This window comes from Bradyrhizobium sp. CB82 (assembly GCF_029714405.1).
In the GTDB taxonomy this organism is placed as follows: domain Bacteria; phylum Pseudomonadota; class Alphaproteobacteria; order Rhizobiales; family Xanthobacteraceae; genus Bradyrhizobium.
This window is the reverse complement of record NZ_CP121650.1, coordinates 4,922,136-4,939,433: the sequence shown is the minus strand read 5'-3', so window position 1 is coordinate 4,939,433 and position 17,298 is coordinate 4,922,136. Positions and strand designations below refer to the sequence as shown.

Here is a 17,298-nt window from a genome sequence, read left to right as displayed (position 1 = left end):
GAGTCTCGCGGTAATTGGCTGATCTGACTTCAGTTCTTGTTTCGGTTGAAGAACGAGGAGATGGTCGAGGTGGCCGTCGTTTCCTGCTTGGGTGGCGCGGTCGGCGCCGGCGGGGGCGGAGGCGGTTCCTCGCGTTTGGTGCGCTTGGAAGAGTAGCTCCGCCGGTGCTGCGGCTTCTCCGGCTTGGCTGTGGACGGCGGCGTCTCGGCTTGCTGGGGCGCCTCCTGGCCGTGCATCGACAACCGCTGTCCATCGAACACGGTGGTCTCGCAGGCCCGATCGTTCTCGATAAGGCCGGCGCAGATCTTGGCAGCGGCGGCCGCATTCACCAGCGGTCCGGCGCCGAGGCGAAGTTGCATGCCGGCACCGGCCTTGCTCTCCCTGATCATGATGATGGGGCGGAGGTTGGCGACCTCAGGATTGGACTTGATCAGGCCCTGCCACAATGCGCGCAGGCCGCCGATCGAGCTGGCGCTGCCGAGGTCCACGGCAAACCGGGTCTGTTGAACGGGAATAGCCGGGGCCGGCGCTTCGCTCTCGGCGGCTTCGGGTTCCTTGGGTGTCGCTGCCGCTACCTCGGTGGCCGGGGCGGCATCCGCAATCGGCGTCTCAGCCGTGTCCGTCTTCTCGGCTTTCTCCGTCTTCTCCGGCTGGACCAGTTTCGATGCGGCTGGATCGGGCGGCGCCATGATCGACTTGGATGCGACCAGCGCGACCTTCGGCAGCCCCGTCGGCGCTGCTGACGACTGCGGAACGAGCGACGCCGCCGCAGCGGTCTGCGGCGGCGGAGCGGCTTGCTCCTTTGCCTGTTCCTTTGTTTGCTCTTTGGCGGCGTCCGTGCGCGGCTTATCGCTTGATGCAGGCGTCGAGGCGACCGGCGCGACGCTGGGCGCTACGGGCGAAGGCAAGGCCGTGGGCTGCGCCGTGGCCGCCTGCGTCTCCTGCGCTTTCACGGCGGGCGTCTGCGGCGGCGTGGCATTCTGCTTTGCGATTGCGCCGGTGACGGAATCGAGCCCTTGCTCCAAAAGCGTGACGCGCGAATAGAGCCGGTCACGATCGGTGTTGAGCGTCTCGATCGCGGACGCCAGCCTCCGAGCCTCGCTCTGGCTCTCCCGGGTCAGCATCTGGAGCCGGTCGGCCTGGCGCGCCAGGTCGGCGGCTGCGACCTGGTCGCGCCGCCACCCGAGCTGCGCCTGACTGGCCATCACGGCGATCGCCACGGCCCCGACGGCCCCGACGCCCCATGAGCCGAGCCGCCACATCATGCGGCGATCGAACTCGTTCTCCTCGGCCAGGAGTCCGGCGAGAAGGCCGCCGGATTCCTTGGTCTCGAAGACGCCGGCCAGCGGGTCGGAATCCTTTGCCATGATTGTTAAGCGCCCAGCCCGTCGAGCTTCCCCGAATCAATCAGGGAACATTAACAGGAAAAGCGGGATGCACTTGAATTCCGGACGTTTGCGGGGATAGCAAAACGCCTCTATGACGACGTGTAAGGGAGCTCGCGCCGATCGGAAGCGATTCGGCCGACACTGGCTTACCAGGGATATCGATGACCGCCCGCTCCAGCCTTACGATCGTGCTCGCCGCCGGCGAAGGCACGCGCATGCGATCGAGCCTGCCAAAAGTGCTGCATCCGGTGGCAGGGCAGTCGCTGCTCGCCCATGTGCTCGCCGCCGCGCCCAAGGGGAAGGGAACCGATACATCGCTTGCGGTGGTGATCGGGCCCGACCATGGAGCCGTGACGGATGAAGCGCGGCGCATCCGGCCTGACACGCTCATCTTCGTGCAGGCCGAGCGGCTCGGCACCGCGCATGCGGTGCTGGCGGCGCGCGAGGCGATCGCCCGCGGTGCAGACGATCTCCTGATCGCGTTCGGCGACACGCCGCTGATTTCGGCTGCGACCTTTGACCGGCTGCGCGCGCCGCTCGCGCGCGGCGCGGCGCTTGCCGCGCTCGGCTTTCGTGCTGCCGATCCGACGGGCTACGGCCGGTTCATTGTCGAAGGCGATCGTCTGGTTGCGATCCGCGAGCAGGCGGATGCGAGCCCTGAAGAGCGCAGGATCACGCTGTGCAATGCCGGCGTGATGGCGCTGGACGGGCGCCGCGCACTGGCGATCCTCGACAAGATCGGCAATGCGAACTCCAAGGGCGAATATTATCTGACGGACGCGGTCGGGATCGTCCGCGAACAGGGATGGGAGGCCGTGGTGATCGAGACCAGCGAAGACGAGGTGCGCGGCATCAACACCAAGGCGCAGCTTGCGGAAGCAGAGAGCGTGATGCAGGCGCGGCTGCGAAAAGCGGCGATGGACGCCGGCGTGACGCTGATCGCGCCGGAAACCGTCTATCTCGCCGCGGACACGACGTTCGGCAAGGACGTGACGATCGAGCCCTTCGTGGTGATCGGTCCAGGCGTGTCGATCGCCGACGGGGCGGTGATCCACTCCTTCTCGCATATCGTCGAGACTTCGCTCGGCAGGAACGTCTCCATCGGCCCCTATGCGCGCCTGCGGCCCGGCACCTCGCTCGGCGACGGCGCCCGCATCGGCAATTTCGTGGAAACCAAGGCCGCAACGCTGGAAGCCGGTGTCAAGGTCAACCATCTCTCCTACATCGGGGATGCGACCGTCGGCGCCAATTCCAACATCGGCGCCGGCACCATCACCTGCAACTACGACGGCTTCAAGAAGCACAAGACGCTGATCGGGAAGGGCGCCTTCGTCGGCACCAACTCCTCGCTGGTCGCCCCCGTCAAGATCGGCAACGGCGCTTACATCGGCTCAGGCTCGGTGATCACGCGCGACGTGCCTGATGACGCCATGGCGCTTGAGCGCAATCAGCAGACCATTCGGGAAGGCGGTGCTGCGCGCTATCGCGAGATGAAGACGGGCGGCAAGAAGCCGGAGAAGTGAGCGGCCGAGTACCAGGTTCTCCCGAGTGTCATTAGGCTCGCGCGCTCATGGTCGACTTCCTTGCTGGTTTGATCAATGCGCCCCGTTGAGCTTCTCGTCGTGGCGACGGGAGGGTGCTGAAGCTGTTCGGTGTGGGCGACCCGCAACTTCGGCGTTCCCTTTTTACGGAACTGGTGTTTGGGGGCTCGTTGTCATGCTCGCTTTTGCCCTTCAAAGGTGAAGCGGCAACGATTGCGGACCTTACTCATCGTCGGCAAATTCGGAGAAGATCGCGCGCGTCAGTCTCCAGCCGCGCGGCTTGGCGCGCTTCACGGGCTCGCCAGCCCGGTGCTTGACGAATACGGGCTTGCTCTCCTTGCCGCGTTGGGGCGGCGGCCAATGCGCCAGGTGCGTGCCAGTGGTCTCGCTGGCATGCACATACGTCGAGGAAAGACCTTTGCGGTCGGATGAGCCTCTCATGGCCGGATCTCCTGGGCGGGAATCGTTGGTCAAACTTGTTGACAGTGAGTTAATGCGCAAGGTTAAAGGCCGGCCAAATCGACGCGCGTTAGGGCTACCGCCATTTGGTGCTGTCGCAATCCGCAATAATTATTGAGTATCTCGTTCCTTGCGAGTTTCGATAAAAACCGACCGCGTCGTTTTGATGATTTTTCGACGAATTGGGGGATATTGATCCGCATGTGCGGGATTGTCGGCATTCTCGGGCGCGAACCGGTTGCAGAGCAATTGGTGGATTCGCTCAAGCGGCTTGAATATCGCGGCTACGATTCCGCGGGCGTCGCCACGCTCGAAGGCGATCACCTGGAGCGCCGCCGCGCCGAAGGCAAGCTGAAGAACCTCGAGGCGCGGTTGCGTGACAAGCCGCTGAAGGGGACGACCGGCATCGGTCACACACGCTGGGCCACCCACGGCAAGCCGACCGAGCACAATGCCCATCCGCACGCCACCGAGCGCGTCGCGGTGGTCCATAACGGCATCATCGAGAATTTCCGCGAGCTACGCGAGGAGCTCGAAGCGAAGGGCACGGTGTTCCGCACCGAGACCGACACCGAGATCGTGCTGCATCTGGTCGACGATCTGCTCACGCGGGGCAACAAGCCGGTCGAGGCGGTGAAGCTCGCCTTGAGCCGGCTGCGCGGCGCGTTCGCGCTCGGCTTCATCTTCGCGGGGGAAGGCGACCTGATGATCGGCGCCCGCAACGGTCCGCCGCTCGCGGTCGGCTACGGCGATGGCGAGATGTTCCTCGGCTCGGACGCGATCGCGCTCGGCCCGTTCACCGATACGATCAGCTATCTCGAGGATGGCGACTGGGTCGTGCTGACCCGGAGCAGCGTTGCCATCTTCGACAAGGACGGCCACGCCGTCCAGCGTGACAAGATCAAGCATGCGGCCTCGACCTCGCTGGTCGACAAGGGCAACTACCGCCACTTCATGGCGAAGGAGATCCACGAGCAGCCCGAGGTCGTCGGTCACACGCTGGCGCGTTACATTGACATGGGCTCCGAGCGCGTGTTGCTGCCGGTGAAGCTGCCGTTCGACTTCAAGGATATCCAGCGCATTACCATCACGGCCTGCGGCACGGCGAGCTACGCGGGCTATGTCGCAAAATACTGGTTCGAGCGCATGGCGCGCCTGCCGGTCGAGGTCGACGTCGCCTCCGAGTTCCGCTACCGCGAATCTCCCTTGCGCAAGGGCGATCTGGCGATCTTCATTTCGCAATCGGGCGAGACCGCCGATACGCTCGCCGCGCTCCGCTACGCCAAGGCTGAAGGTGTGCACACGCTCGCCGTCGTCAACGTGCCGACCTCGACGATCGCGCGCGAGAGCGAGACGGTGCTCCAGACGCTTGCCGGTCCCGAGATCGGCGTCGCGTCCACAAAAGCCTTCACCTGCCAGCTGATGGTGCTCGCCTCGCTCGCGATCGCGGCCGGCAAGGCGCGCGGCGAGTTGTCCGAGGAGGACGAGACCAAGCTCGTGCATGGCCTGGTCGAGATCCCGCGCCTGATGGCGGACGCGCTCAGCACCGAGCTGCAGATCGAGAAGCTCGCGCACAGGATCGCCAAGTCGAGCGATGTGCTTTATCTCGGCCGTGGCACCAGCTTCCCGCTCGCGCTCGAAGGCGCGCTCAAGCTGAAGGAAATCTCCTACATCCACGCCGAGGGCTATGCCGCCGGCGAGCTCAAGCACGGGCCGATCGCGCTGATCGACGAGACCATGCCGGTTGTCGTCATTGCTCCGTACGATCGCGTGTTCGAGAAGACGGTCTCCAACATGCAGGAAGTCGCCGCCCGCGGCGGCAACATCATCCTGATGACGGACGCCAAGGGCGCGGCGGAGGCGACGGTGGATTCGCTCGTCACCATCGTCATGCCCGACATGGCGGCTGCCTTCACGCCGATGGTGTATGCCGTCCCGGTGCAACTTTTGGCCTACCACACAGCGGTGGTGATGGGCACCGATGTCGACCAGCCGCGTAACCTCGCGAAATCAGTGACCGTCGAATAGGCAGGGAGGGCGCAGAAGGAGAGCAGGCGCGGTCGCCTTGCACCTTCAAAAATCTGCTAGAAGAGCCTAGCTAGAGTGCTGCGACCGACTTGGAACCCGAATGACCGCCCGTGATGACGCGTCCCCGCCCGTGCCCGCCGAAGACCTGCCGCCGGAGCCGCATACCGGCCTGATGGGCCGATTCCGTAACTATTTCCTCACCGGCCTCGTCGTTACGGGACCAATCGCGATCACTCTCTATCTGGTCTGGTGGTTCGTCACATGGGTCGACGGGGTGGTGCGGCCGTTCGTGCCGCTGGCCTATCGGCCGGAAACCTATTTGCCGTACGGCGTTCCGGGCTGGGGACTGATTGTCGCATTTTTCACGCTGACGCTGGTCGGCTTCCTCGCTGCGAACCTGATCGGCCGGACGCTGGTCGACGTCGGCGAGACCTTCCTCGGCCGGATCCCGGCGGTGCGCGCGATCTACCGCGGCCTGAAGCAGGTGTTCGAGACGCTGTTCTCGGGCAAGGGCTCGAGCTTCCGGAAGGTCGGCCTGGTCGAGTTTCCCTCGCCGGGCATGTGGTCGATCGTGCTGATCTCGCAATCGCCGAGTGAGGACATCGCGCGCAGCCTGCCGGGACAGGAGGAGCATGTCTCGGTGTTTCTGCCGTGCTCGCCCAACCCGACCACGGGCTTCTTCTTCTACGTCCCTAAGAGCAAGATCATCGAGGTCGAGATGAGCGCGGAAGATGCGGCGACGCTGATCATGTCGGCAGGCGTGGTGCAGCCGGGATCGAGCCCCGATCCGAAGAAGGTCGCAGCTCTTGCGGGCGTGGCGAACGCAGCCCGCATTGCCAATGCCGCCGCCGTGCACCCCGAGCCCGCCAAGGTGGAGTGAGCGTCCGTCATTCCTTCGCGGGATGGCCGGCATTCGCCTTGCGCTCCCTCACTCTGCTATCGTTCCAGATGGCGAAGCGCAGGTCGCGCTCGCGTTCGAACTGGAGTGAGCCATGTCCCCAACCATCGCGATACTCGCACCTGGCGCCATGGGTAGCGCGGTCGCTCGCCGCCTGAATGAGAACGGGGCGCCCGTGCTGACCTCGCTGAAGGGCCGCAGCGAGCAAACCGCAAAGCGCGCCGCGGAAGCGGGCATGATCGCCGCCGAGGATGCCGATATCGCAGGTTGCGACATCATCCTGTCGATCGTGCCGCCGGGCGAGGCCGTCGCGCTCGCCGAACGGCTGGCTGCATTGATCGCGAGGCGGGAGAAGAAGCCGCTCGTCGTCGACTGCAACGCCGTCAACGTCGATACCGTGCTGCGAATCGGGGAGATCATCGGCTCAGCGCAGGCGCCGTTCGTCGATGCAGGCATCATCGGCTTTCCGCCGCAGCCTGGCAGCAAGGGGCCGGCGTTCTACGTGGCCGGCGAGCACGCGAAAGATCTGGCCGTGCTGAAAGAGCTTGGGCTCGATTTGCGGATCGTCGAAGGCCCGGTCGGCGCAGCGTCCGCGCTGAAGATGTCCTATGCCGGCATCGTCAAGGGTCTCGCCGGCATCGGCTCGGCCATGGTGCTCGCGGCGACCAACGCCGGCGCAGCCGATGCGCTCCGCGACGAGCTCGCGCTGAGCCAGCCCGCGATTTTGGCGCGGCTGTCCATCGCGCTGCCGGACATGATCACGAAGGCCCATCGTTGGGTCGCGGAGATGCACGAGATCGCGGGTTTTCTGGGGCCCGATCATCCCGCGAGCCAGATCTACGAGGGTTTTGCGCGCTGGTTCGAGCATCTTGCCGAAGATGCGAAAGGCGAGGGCGCGGATGCGGCGCGATTGAAGGCGTTCGCAGCGAGTGTCGCCAAAACCGTGTAGTGCGTGCGTGCCCGCCAATCCTATGCATCCGGCACGTAAACGGATCACGCGGGTCCGTGGACGAGACTAGCGTGCGTCGTGCCATTTGCGCCAGTGGGTCGGCTGTATGTCGGCGTGCATTTTGCCCCAACCGTCGACCCAATTGGATCCATCCGTGTGACAAGGAAAAGGAACCGCATGGACTATCCCATCGAAGTCCAGCGCGCAGATTTCCAGATCTCGATCTGATGGAGCTGTCGAAGTGGGCTGCCATTCGGTGGAGATGAACTGCATGATCTACCTCCAGCAGTGATGCAGGGATAGTTCCGATGTACGCCGGTCGGCGATCAGTAGAATTTCGTCTCTCCGAAGCAGTTCCCGCTGTGCCTCGCTGATCTCCGCCATCCAACTATAGCACGAGTGATCCATCCCTGAATGTGAACCAGCTCGCATCAACGTAACGAAATTGAATTCATAGCCGAGCCCGGCGGAAATTGCTCGGCAAGACATCAGCGAATGAGCGGGTCAACTAAGTCATACCCCCTGACATACAGCAGCGGATCGATACGTTCGGATAGAAGTCGTCGTGAACCGACGGGACGATGGCGCGGGCAACAGCGTTCGGTGCTGTGATGATGGCGTCGTCTTCAGCCCGCACCGATCAGCGGAATGGCTTCGTCCCGCTCGTACAGATACAGCAGGCAGCGCAGCGCTTCGCCGCGCTCGCCCTTCAGCTTCGGGTCGTCCTTCATGATGCGCAGCGCCTCGTCGCGGGCCTGCGTGACGAGTTGGCTGTGCACCTCGGAGCGCGCAATGCGGTAGCCGGGCAGGCCGCTCTGGCGCACGCCCAACACGTCGCCTTCGCCGCGCAATTTCAGATCCTCCTCGGCGATCGTAAAGCCGTCCGTGGTCTCGCGGATCACCTTCAGCCGTGCTTTCGACATCTCGCCGAGCGGCTCTGAGTAGAGCAGGAGGCAGGTGGAGGCTTCCGAGCCGCGTCCGATGCGGCCGCGCAACTGGTGGAGCTGGGCCAGGCCAAAGCGCTCGGCGTTCTCGATCACCATGATGGTGGCCGCCGGGACATCGACGCCGACCTCGACGACGGTGGTGGCGACCAGAAGTCCGATCTCGTGGGCGGCGAACTGCGCCATCACGCGGTCCTTCTCGGTGCCCTTCATCTGGCCGTGGACCAGGCCGACACGATCGCCAAAACGCTTTTGCAGGCTCTCGAAGCGTTCGGTCGCATTGGTCAGGTGCTCGGTACCCTCCGCCTCGGATTCCTCGACCAACGGGCAGATCCAATAGACCAGCTTGCCGGATTGCAGCGCACGGGCGACGCCATCCATGACCTCGGAAAGCCGGCTCATCGGCACGGCGCGGGTGTCGATCGGCTGCCGGCCGGCCGGCTTCTCGCGCAGCTCCGAGACGTCCATGTCGCCGAAATAGGTCAGCACCAGCGTGCGCGGGATGGGCGTGGCGCTCAGCACCAGCACGTCGACGGCCTCGCCCTTCGAGGTCAGCGCCAGGCGCTCGCGCACGCCAAAGCGATGCTGCTCGTCGACGACCGCAAGGGCGAGCGCACTGAAGATCACGTCGTCCTGGATCAGCGCGTGGGTTCCGACCAGAAGATCGATCTCGCCCTTGGCAAGCCGCGCGAGGATGTCGCGCCGCTCCTTGCCCTTTTCGCGCCCGGTGAGGATCGCAACCCGCAAGCCGGCGCGCTCGGCGAGCGGCGCAATGGTCTTGATGTGCTGGCGCGCCAGAATTTCGGTCGGCGCCATCAGCGCGGCCTGCTTGCCGACTTCCGCGACGGCGGCGGCAGCTAACAGCGCCACCACGGTCTTGCCGGAGCCGACGTCGCCCTGAAGCAGGCGCAGCATGCGCACGGGTAGTTTCAGATCGTCGGCGATCGCGGCCGCGGCGTTGCGCTGGGAGGGAGTCAGCGCATAGGGCAGGGCGTCGATGATCTTGTTGCGTAGATGGCCATCGCCTGCATTGCGCACGCCCGCAGGCCTGCGCAATTGCGCGCGGATCAGCGCCAGCGCGAGCTGGCCGGCGAGCAATTCGTCGAAAGCAAGCCGTGACCAGAACGGTCGGTCTGGCAGCACGTCCGTGAGCTCGATCGGCTGATGCACACGCGTGAGCGCTTCCACGATGGGTGGGAAATGGCAGCGGCGGATGATCTGCGGGCTGATCCATTCCGGCAAGGCCGGCAGCTTTTGCAGCGCCTGCGCGATCGCGCGGCGAAGCGAGCCGAGCGCCAGACCCTCGGTGAGCGGATAAACGGGATCAATTCCCGAAAGTTTTGCGATGGCCTCCTCGTCCAGCACCCGGTCGGGATGTACGATCTGCGGAATGCCGTCGTACATCTGGAGCGTGCCGGAGACGTAGCGCTTCTCGCCTATCGGCAGCAGTTTTTCGACATAGCCGGGCTTGGCGCGGAAGAAGGTCAGCACGACGTCGCCGGTGTCGTCGCTGGCGAAGACCAGATACGGCGCGCGCGCATTGCGCGGCGGAGGCGGACGGTGGCGATCGATCGTCACCTCCAGCGTCACCACGGAGCCGGGGATGGCGTCGCGGATCTTTGGCCGTGCCCGTCGGTCGACGACCTGACTCGGCAGATGCAGCAGGAGGTCGACCAGTCGCGGCGTCTCATCGCGGCCGAGCAGATAGCGCAACAGCTTGTCCTGCTTCGGCCCGACGCCGGGCAGGCTGGTCACGGCAGCAAACAGCGGATTGAGCAGGCTCGGGCGCATGAGGCGAATCTAGGATCGTTCCAGCCCGTCATGCCCGGCTTTATGCCAGGCATCCACGGCTTTTTTCGTCGGGCGGAGGCGGACCTCGGATCGGTACAACAAAGGGCTGACATCGTTGGTCCGAGCCGCTATATCACCCCCGCCCGGCACGTCCGGGCTTTCGGCGTTGGACTGGATCTTACGAAAATGACGGGAACGATACGATCGAGCGGTGGCCTGGACGAGCGCCGCAAGCGGCTTCTGTTCCGCTGCTGGCACCGCGGCACGCGCGAAATGGACCTCATCCTTGGCCGCTTTGCCGACGCCGAGATCGGCAACCTCTCCGAGGGTGAGTTGACCGAGCTCGAGCGATTGCTCGAGGTCAACGATCCCGATCTCTATGCCGCCATCACCGGCGACAAGGTGCTGCCGGCCGATGTCGCCGGCGCACTGTTTGCCCGCGTCAAGGCATTTCCCGTTGCGGATGGCAACGCATGAAACAGGCGTTGAAATCGCCGGCCGAGTTCCTCGTGCCCGGCCGCTCGCTGACGCTTGCCAATGTCGCCGAGGGCGCCGAGGGCCTCGTCGTCTCCGATCTCGCACGCGCGATCGCAGCGCGGCCGAAGAAATCCGCCGTCAGCCTCGCAGTGATCTGCCGCGACGGGCCGCGCATGCAGCAGCTCGAGCGCGCGCTGCAATTCTTTGCGCCCGACTTGCCGGTGCTCCAGTTTCCGGCCTGGGACTGCCAGCCCTATGACCGTGTCTCGCCGCATGGCGGGATCCTGGCCCAGCGCCTGACCACGCTCGCGCGGCTTGCCTCGCTCACCGGCAGCGACAAGCCGCTGATTGTGCTGACCACCGTGAACGCCATCGCGCAGCGCGTGCCGTCGCGCGATCTGGTCGCGGCGCAGGCGCTCTCGCTCGCGCCGGGCAATGTCGTGCCGATGGACACCATCGTCGCCTGGCTCGAGCACAATGGCTACGGCCGCTCCTCGACAGTGCGCGAGCCCGGCGAATATGCCGTACGCGGTGGCATCCTCGACCTGTTCCCGGCCGGCCTCGACCAGCCCGTCCGATTCGACTTCTTCGGCGACAGCCTGGAATCGATCCGCTCCTTCGATGCCGAGACCCAGCGCACGCTCTTGGACATGCGCTCGCTCGACCTGGTGCCGATCTCGGAATTTCAGCTCGTCACCGAGACCATCCGCCGCTTTCGCATGGGCTATGTCGCCGAGTTCGGTGCGCCCGAGCGCGACGATGCGCTCTACGAGGCCGTCAGCGAAGGCCGCCGCCATCCCGGCATGGAGCATTGGCTGCCGCTGTTCCAGGAGCGGATGGACACGCTGTTCGACTATCTGCAAGGCGCGGCCGTCGCGATCGAGCCACAGGCCGAGGACGCGATCCGCGAACGCTTCAAGCAGATCCTGGATTACTATCAGGCGCGCCGCGATGCGCTGGAGCATCCGACCGGTGGTGCCGTCTACAAGCCGCTGCCGCCTGATCGGCTGTATCTGACCGAAGAGGAGTGGACGAAGCGGGAAGCCGCGATCCCGCTGGTGCGGCTGACGCAGTTCTCGGTGCCCGCCGACGGCACCAGCGTCGTCGATGCCGGCGCGCGGAAGGGCCGAGACTTTGCCCCCGAGCGCAATGACAGTGCCGTCAACGTCTTCGAGGCCGTGGTGGCGCATGTGATGGCCTTGCAGGCCCAGCGCAAAAAAGTCGTCGTCGCACTCTGGACCGAAGGCTCTCGCGACCGCATGACCTCGATGCTGCGCGACCACAAGCTGACGCATACGACCAGCGTCAATAACTGGCGCACCGTGCAGGCGACCCCGCGCAACGAGACCATGCTCGCCGTGCTGGGCCTGGAGAGCGGGTTCGAGACTGACGAGATCGCGCTCATCAGCGAGCAGGACATCCTCGGCGACCGCCTGGTGCGCCCGCGCAAAGCGAGCCGCAAGCTCGACAATTTCATCTCGGAGGTGACGAGCCTTGCGGCCGGCGACATCGTCGTCCACGTCGATCATGGCATCGGCCGCTTCGTCGGCTTGCAGACGCTGGAGGTCGGCGGCGCGCCGCATGACTGTCTCGAGCTGCATTATGCCGCCGAGACAAAGCTGTTCCTGCCGGTCGAGAACATCGAACTGCTCTCGCGCTACGGCTCCGACCAGACCACGGTCGAGCTCGACAGGCTCGGGGGTTCCGGCTGGCAGACGCGCAAGGCCAAGCTGAAGAATCGCATCCGCGAAATCGCGGGCGAACTGATCAAGATTGCTGCGGAACGCCAATTGCACGAGGCGCCAAAGCTGCCGGTGCAGCCCGGCCTCTATGACGAATTCTGCGCGCGCTTTCCCTATGACGAGACTGAGGACCAGCTCGGGGCGATCGAGTCCACGCTTAGGGATCTCGATCGCGGCCGTCCCATGGACCGGCTGATCTGCGGCGACGTCGGCTTTGGCAAGACGGAGGTCGCGTTGCGCGCGGCCTTTGCGGTCGCGCTCGATGGCAAGCAGGTAGCCGTGGTGGTGCCGACCACGCTGCTGGCGCGTCAGCACCACAAGACCTTCACCGAGCGATTCCGCGGTTTCCCCGTGCAGGTCGCGCAGGCTTCGCGCCTAGTTGCGACCAAGCAGCTCAACCAGGTCAAGAAGGGCATCACCGACGGCTCGGTCGACATCGTTGTCGGCACCCACGCGCTGCTCGGCAGGGCGATCAAGTTCCGCGACCTCGGTCTTCTGATCGTCGACGAGGAGCAGCACTTTGGCGTCAGCCACAAGGAGCGGCTGAAACAGCTGCGCGCCGAGGTGCACGTGCTGACGCTGTCGGCGACGCCAATCCCGCGCACGCTGCAATTGGCACTCACCGGCGTGCGTGAGCTCTCGATCATCGCCTCGCCCCCGGTCGACCGACTCGCGGTCCGCACCTTCGTCGCCCCGCATGATCCCCTCATGATCCGCGAGGCGCTGCTGCGCGAACGCTATCGCGGCGGGCAGGCGTTCTACGTGGTGCCGCGGATCGACGACTTGGCGGAGATCAAGGACTTCCTCGACAAGAACGTGCCGGAGATGAAGGTCGCGGTCGCGCACGGGCAGATGCCGCCCGCCGTGATCGAGGACATCATGACGGCGTTCTATGACGGCAAGTTCGACATCCTGCTCTCGACCACGATCGTCGAGTCCGGCCTCGACATCCCCAATGCCAACACGCTGATCGTGCACCGCGCCGATATGTTCGGCCTTGCCCAGCTCTACCAGCTCCGCGGGCGCGTCGGCCGCTCGAAGCTGCGCGCCTATGCGCTGTTCACGCTGCCGGCGCAGCTGAAGATCACCGCGCAGGCCGAGCGTCGGCTCACCGTGCTGCAATCGCTGGAGACGCTCGGCGCCGGCTTCCAGCTCGCCTCGCACGACCTCGACATCCGCGGCGCCGGCAATCTGCTCGGCGAGGAGCAGTCGGGCCATATCAAGGAGGTCGGATTCGAGCTCTACCAATCGATGCTTGAAGAGGCGATCGTCAATCTCAAGGCCGGTGTCTCCGAGCCCGCCGCCGACCGCTGGTCGCCGTCGATCACGATCGGCATGCCCGTGCTCATCCCGGAAGATTACGTCGGCGACCTCTCGGTGCGGCTGTCGCTCTACCGGCGGCTGGCCGATCTCGACACCGAGGAGGAGATCGAGAACTTTGCCGCCGAAATGCGCGACCGTTTCGGCGTGCTGCCCGACGAGGTGCGCTATCTCTTCAAGATCGCGGCGATCAAGGCCTATTGCCGGCGCGCCAATGTCGAGAAGGTCGATGCCGGCCCGAAGGGCGCGGTCATCGTCTTCCGCGACAACTCCTTTGCCCATCCAGACCGCCTGGTGTCGTTCATCCGCAGCCACGGCGACGCTGCGAAGGTGCGGCCCGACATGAAGGTGGTGTTCTTCCAGGATTGGGAGACGCCGGAAGAACGCCTCGCGGGCACGACCGAGATCCTGCGCCAGCTCGCGCAACTCGCCGCGAGCAAGAAGGCGGCTTAGTTTCGATTACGGTGCATAGTCACAGGGCCGATTGGTTATGCAGCCGTGGCAGTTCGCCTTTAGATGAAGGTTGTTGGCGATGCACGAGGTCGCGGCCTGCGTATCGGTGCCGCATAAGGCATGTTGCCGCGCGGTCAAAACCCGCGCGACGATAGGTAGCATTGTTTTTCTGGCCGCAAAGGCACGTCCTTCAGACGGTGGATTTATCGGTCGTGGGTGGGGCTCTCGATAGGGGGCAACGCATGCTTGAGCTTTGGAACAAGTGGTACGAGACCTTGGCCTCGGTCGAGGCGCTTGCCACTGTCGTCGTAATTGCCGTGGTGGCTGCTGGCGTTATCACGCTCGTGGACGGTCGGCGGCATCCGACAAGACATTGATCTGGAAAGGCGGCGGCAAGTCGGTGGTCCAGACCAGAAGTGGTTCGTTCAATTAGCCGCTCCGGCTCGGTTAAGACTCCCTGCGCAAGAGGACAAGGTGATTGCCCCTCGTGCAAGCTGGACAAACAGGAATGCTCCCTGGCGGGACACATTCGGCATGCTCGCGCTGTTGAGCATGCTGATCGCAACTTCCGCATTGTTGACGATCTGCGTGCTGGAGCCCTCACTCGTCCTGCCTGCGCTCAGCATTCTGCTTTTCTCAGGCGCAATGATCGCCGCCCTTTTTGCCCGAGCGGAGTCGGAAAATGTAACGCTCGAAAAAGTAACGCTATGGGATATCGCCGGTGCATTCACCATGATGGGTTGCGCCGCGGCGATTTTCAGCGAGCCGGATCAAGTGGCACTGTTTTTCGAGCCGCCGACCCGTGATTGAATTTCTCATCACAGATGTCCTGAACGTACTCTTGCAGGTCATTCTGATCGACCTCGTGCTCGCGGGAGACAACGCCATCGTCATCGGTCTTGCCGCCGCGGGACTTCCTCAGGCGCAACGAGTCAAGGCGATTTTGATCGGCATCGTCGTCGCGACAATGCTGCGCATGCTGTTCGCTGGGTTAGCAACGCAAATCCTTCAGATCGTCGGCCTCCTGCTCGCTGGCGGAATCCTGTTGCTGTGGGTATGTTGGAAAATGTGGCGAGAGCTGCGCGCCTCCTCCATGGGACCGGCACGTGCGAAGGAGGCTGGAACAAGCGCGGGAAGCAAGCCCCGCAAAACACTGTTTCAAGCGAGTTGGCAGATTATCGTGGCCGACGTTTCCATGTCGCTAGACAATGTCCTAGCCGTCGCAGGCGCGGCACGCGAGCATCCAGTGGTCATGATTTTCGGCCTGGGGCTTTCCATTGCGATGATGGGCGTGGCCGCCTCGTTCATTGCGCGCCTACTGCAAAATCATCGATGGATTGCTTATGTCGGCCTAGCCGTGATTCTGTACGTGGCAGTCGAGATGCTCTTTCGCGGAGCGCTGGATATCATGAAGGTTGCGTAGATATGAAATGACGGTCGCGTCGTTTCTTGCTCCTCCGTCGTTAGCGAACCATGGCGGCGAGTTGGTTCATTCGGGATAGCCAGCGAGCCGCAAATCGGCACGGAACCTCTCCGCAAACCCGGGGATCCGCGATGGCGGCCTGATGTTCGCGAGGCGACTATCCGGGACGATCTTCAAGAGCCGGGCGGTGGCCTCCGAAGCTTCTTCCCTCCGGCCGAGACGCACCAGTGCCACGATCAAAACACGATGGCTGGGGCCATGCTTCGGCATTTCCTCCACCGCACGACGCCCGGCTTCAAGGGCTTCAAGGTTCCTGTCGCACATCAGATAGGTCGTCCCAAGACCATGCAGCATGTAGCCCATTTCCTGATCTCGTGGACTGATCCTCGTGGCGCGAAGAAAGCAGTCGATGGCCCGCTCGGTCTCACCTGACCACATGTGAACAAAACCGAGGGTGTGGAGCGTCTGAGCCGAGTCGGGATTCAATCGCAGTGCACGGTTGAGAGCGGCGGACGCGGTTGCGAAATCACCTCCCGGCGCGTCGACTTTTTCTGCGTAATAGGCGAGAGCGTACCCTGCGGCCCGAAGCGTGGTCGGATCGTCGCCGGCTGCATCAATGGCTTCGCGCGCTAATGCGATCGCCGTTTCGCGGTCCCCGGATTCCGCCCAGCCGGGGGTATCGCGGATGGCATAGGCGATTGCCAAAAAGGCCTTTGCGAGCTTGTACTGCGGATCAATTGCCACTGCGCGGCGCAAGAACCCGATCGCCGCGTTGAGCGACTCGTGCGTCGCGATATAAATCTGATGGACACCGCGAAGGTACAGATCATAGGCATCCAAGCTGTCGGTCGGCTTCGTCCAGGCACGCACGGTTTCCGCGCGTCGCAGGCTCGGTTCGAGGGCGCCGACAACACTCTTTGTAATGCGGTCCTGCAACTCGAAAATGTCGTCGAACGCGCCGTCAAATCGATCAGCCCAGACATGCCCGCCGGTGACCGTCTCGATTAACTGCCCGGTGATGCGTACCCGCCCGCCAGCACGCCGGATACTCCCCTCCAGGACGTAGCGCACGCCGAGCTCGCGTCCTAACTGTTTGATGTCGACGGCGCGCCCCTTGTAGGCGAAGGAAGAATTGCGCGCGATCACGAACAACCATCCCGTCCGCGACAAAGCGGTGGTGATGTCCTCCACGATGCCGTCGGCGAAATACTCCTGCTCGGGATCGCCCGACATGTTCTGGAAGGGCAGAACCGCAATAGACGGCTTATCGGGCAGCGCCAGGCTCGGCTGCGGCGGGGGAGATGTGGCAACGGACCGCACACGAAAGATGCGCACGGGCCGCGCGATGTTTTTGAGTTGGTGTTCGCCGACGTCCTCAAAGCCGATATCGAGCTTGTCCCGGACCTGGCGATAGACGTCATCGGAAACGCAGATTCCGCCTGGCTCGGCTGTGGCCTCAAGCCGTGCTGCTACGTTGACACCGTCGCCGTAGATGTCGCCACCGTCCACAATCACGTCGCCGAGATTGATCCCGACGCGCAGCATTATTTTCCGCTTCTCGGGAGCGCCCTCGTTGGCGGCGCTCATGCTTTCCTGTAGCCCTACGGCGCATTCGACGGCATTAACGGCGCTCCCGAACTCCGCCAAAACCCCGTCGCCCATCAACTTGACGACACGGCCGTTGTGCTTCGTCATCAGTGGTTGAACGATATTCTTGTGCCAGGCCTTGAGCGCCCTCAACGTGCCGGCCTCATTCACTCCCATCATGCGGCTGTAGCCGACCACGTCGGCGGCAAGGATGGCGGCAAGACGGCGTTGGGCGCGTTCTTCGGTCATGCGCGGGTACTGCTTTCAGTGACCGCAGCAGTCGCTATTTTATGTCTGC

General features: G+C 64.1%; 14 protein-coding genes. 9 read left to right on the top strand and 5 right to left on the bottom strand.

Annotated elements, in window-relative coordinates; translation table 11 throughout:
* Nucleotides 1-29: 29 nt before the first annotated feature.
* Nucleotides 30-1,367: a hypothetical protein gene (locus tag QA640_RS23990; RefSeq protein WP_283035418.1), complete on the bottom strand. Its 1,338-nt coding sequence runs from the start codon at nucleotides 1,365-1,367 to the stop codon at nucleotides 30-32.
* 182 nt (nucleotides 1,368-1,549) lie between these two features.
* Here QA640_RS23990 and glmU point away from each other — a divergent pair, with 182 nt between their 5' ends.
* Nucleotides 1,550-2,911, top strand: a complete 1,362-nt coding sequence (gene glmU / locus QA640_RS23985) for a bifunctional UDP-N-acetylglucosamine diphosphorylase/glucosamine-1-phosphate N-acetyltransferase GlmU (RefSeq protein WP_283035417.1) — start codon at nucleotides 1,550-1,552, stop codon at nucleotides 2,909-2,911.
* Between the two features lie 240 nt (nucleotides 2,912-3,151).
* Here the strand turns inward: glmU and QA640_RS23980 are convergent, their stop codons facing one another.
* Nucleotides 3,152-3,370 (bottom strand): hypothetical protein, encoded by a 219-nt coding sequence (locus QA640_RS23980; RefSeq protein ID WP_283035416.1) that lies wholly within the window; start codon nucleotides 3,368-3,370, stop codon nucleotides 3,152-3,154.
* 219 nt (nucleotides 3,371-3,589) lie between these two features.
* Between QA640_RS23980 and glmS the strand changes: the two genes are divergently transcribed.
* From glmS to QA640_RS23965, 3 genes are all read left to right on the top strand, one after another.
* Nucleotides 3,590-5,416: a glutamine--fructose-6-phosphate transaminase (isomerizing) gene (gene glmS / locus QA640_RS23975; protein WP_283035415.1), complete on the top strand. Its 1,827-nt coding sequence runs from the start codon at nucleotides 3,590-3,592 to the stop codon at nucleotides 5,414-5,416.
* A 100-nt stretch (nucleotides 5,417-5,516) separates the two neighbouring features.
* Nucleotides 5,517-6,296, top strand: coding sequence for a DUF502 domain-containing protein (locus tag QA640_RS23970; protein WP_283035414.1), 780 nt, complete (start codon nucleotides 5,517-5,519; stop codon nucleotides 6,294-6,296).
* 112 nt (nucleotides 6,297-6,408) lie between these two features.
* Nucleotides 6,409-7,263: an NAD(P)-dependent oxidoreductase gene (locus tag QA640_RS23965; protein ID WP_283035413.1), complete on the top strand. Its 855-nt coding sequence runs from the start codon at nucleotides 6,409-6,411 to the stop codon at nucleotides 7,261-7,263.
* 66 nt (nucleotides 7,264-7,329) lie between these two features.
* Here QA640_RS23965 and QA640_RS23960 read toward each other — a convergent pair whose 3' ends face one another.
* Nucleotides 7,330-7,536: a hypothetical protein gene (locus tag QA640_RS23960; protein ID WP_283035412.1), complete on the bottom strand. Its 207-nt coding sequence runs from the start codon at nucleotides 7,534-7,536 to the stop codon at nucleotides 7,330-7,332.
* A 353-nt stretch (nucleotides 7,537-7,889) separates the two neighbouring features.
* Nucleotides 7,890-9,998 carry an ATP-dependent DNA helicase RecG gene (recG, locus tag QA640_RS23955; protein ID WP_283035411.1) on the bottom strand — a complete coding sequence of 703 codons (2,109 nt, stop codon included), beginning with the start codon at nucleotides 9,996-9,998 and terminating at the stop codon, nucleotides 7,890-7,892.
* 186 nt (nucleotides 9,999-10,184) lie between these two features.
* On the opposite strand from recG, the gene QA640_RS23950 reads away from it, so the two are divergent.
* From QA640_RS23950 to QA640_RS23930, 5 genes are all read left to right on the top strand, one after another.
* The gene (locus QA640_RS23950) at nucleotides 10,185-10,475 is read left to right on the top strand and encodes a succinate dehydrogenase assembly factor 2 (protein WP_283035410.1); all 291 of its coding nucleotides are present in this window, start codon (nucleotides 10,185-10,187) and stop codon (nucleotides 10,473-10,475) included.
* The gene (gene mfd, locus QA640_RS23945) at nucleotides 10,472-13,990 is read left to right on the top strand and encodes a transcription-repair coupling factor (protein ID WP_283035409.1); all 3,519 of its coding nucleotides are present in this window, start codon (nucleotides 10,472-10,474) and stop codon (nucleotides 13,988-13,990) included. Before QA640_RS23950 ends, mfd begins: the two co-directional genes overlap by 4 nt.
* A gap of 242 nt (nucleotides 13,991-14,232) precedes the next feature.
* Nucleotides 14,233-14,367 (top strand): hypothetical protein, encoded by a 135-nt coding sequence (locus tag QA640_RS23940; protein WP_283035408.1) that lies wholly within the window; start codon nucleotides 14,233-14,235, stop codon nucleotides 14,365-14,367.
* A gap of 157 nt (nucleotides 14,368-14,524) precedes the next feature.
* Complete coding sequence (locus QA640_RS23935) at nucleotides 14,525-14,800, top strand: hypothetical protein (protein WP_283035407.1); 276 nt, start codon at nucleotides 14,525-14,527, stop codon at nucleotides 14,798-14,800.
* On the top strand, nucleotides 14,793-15,413 hold the full coding sequence (locus tag QA640_RS23930; RefSeq protein WP_283035406.1) for a TerC family protein: 621 nt from the start codon (nucleotides 14,793-14,795) through the stop codon (nucleotides 15,411-15,413). The genes QA640_RS23935 and QA640_RS23930 overlap by 8 nt, the downstream gene beginning before the upstream one ends.
* Nucleotides 15,414-15,479: 66 nt before the next feature.
* Here QA640_RS23930 and QA640_RS23925 read toward each other — a convergent pair whose 3' ends face one another.
* Nucleotides 15,480-17,249: an adenylate/guanylate cyclase domain-containing protein gene (locus QA640_RS23925; protein ID WP_283035405.1), complete on the bottom strand. Its 1,770-nt coding sequence runs from the start codon at nucleotides 17,247-17,249 to the stop codon at nucleotides 15,480-15,482.
* Between the last annotated feature and the right edge of the window lie 49 nt (nucleotides 17,250-17,298).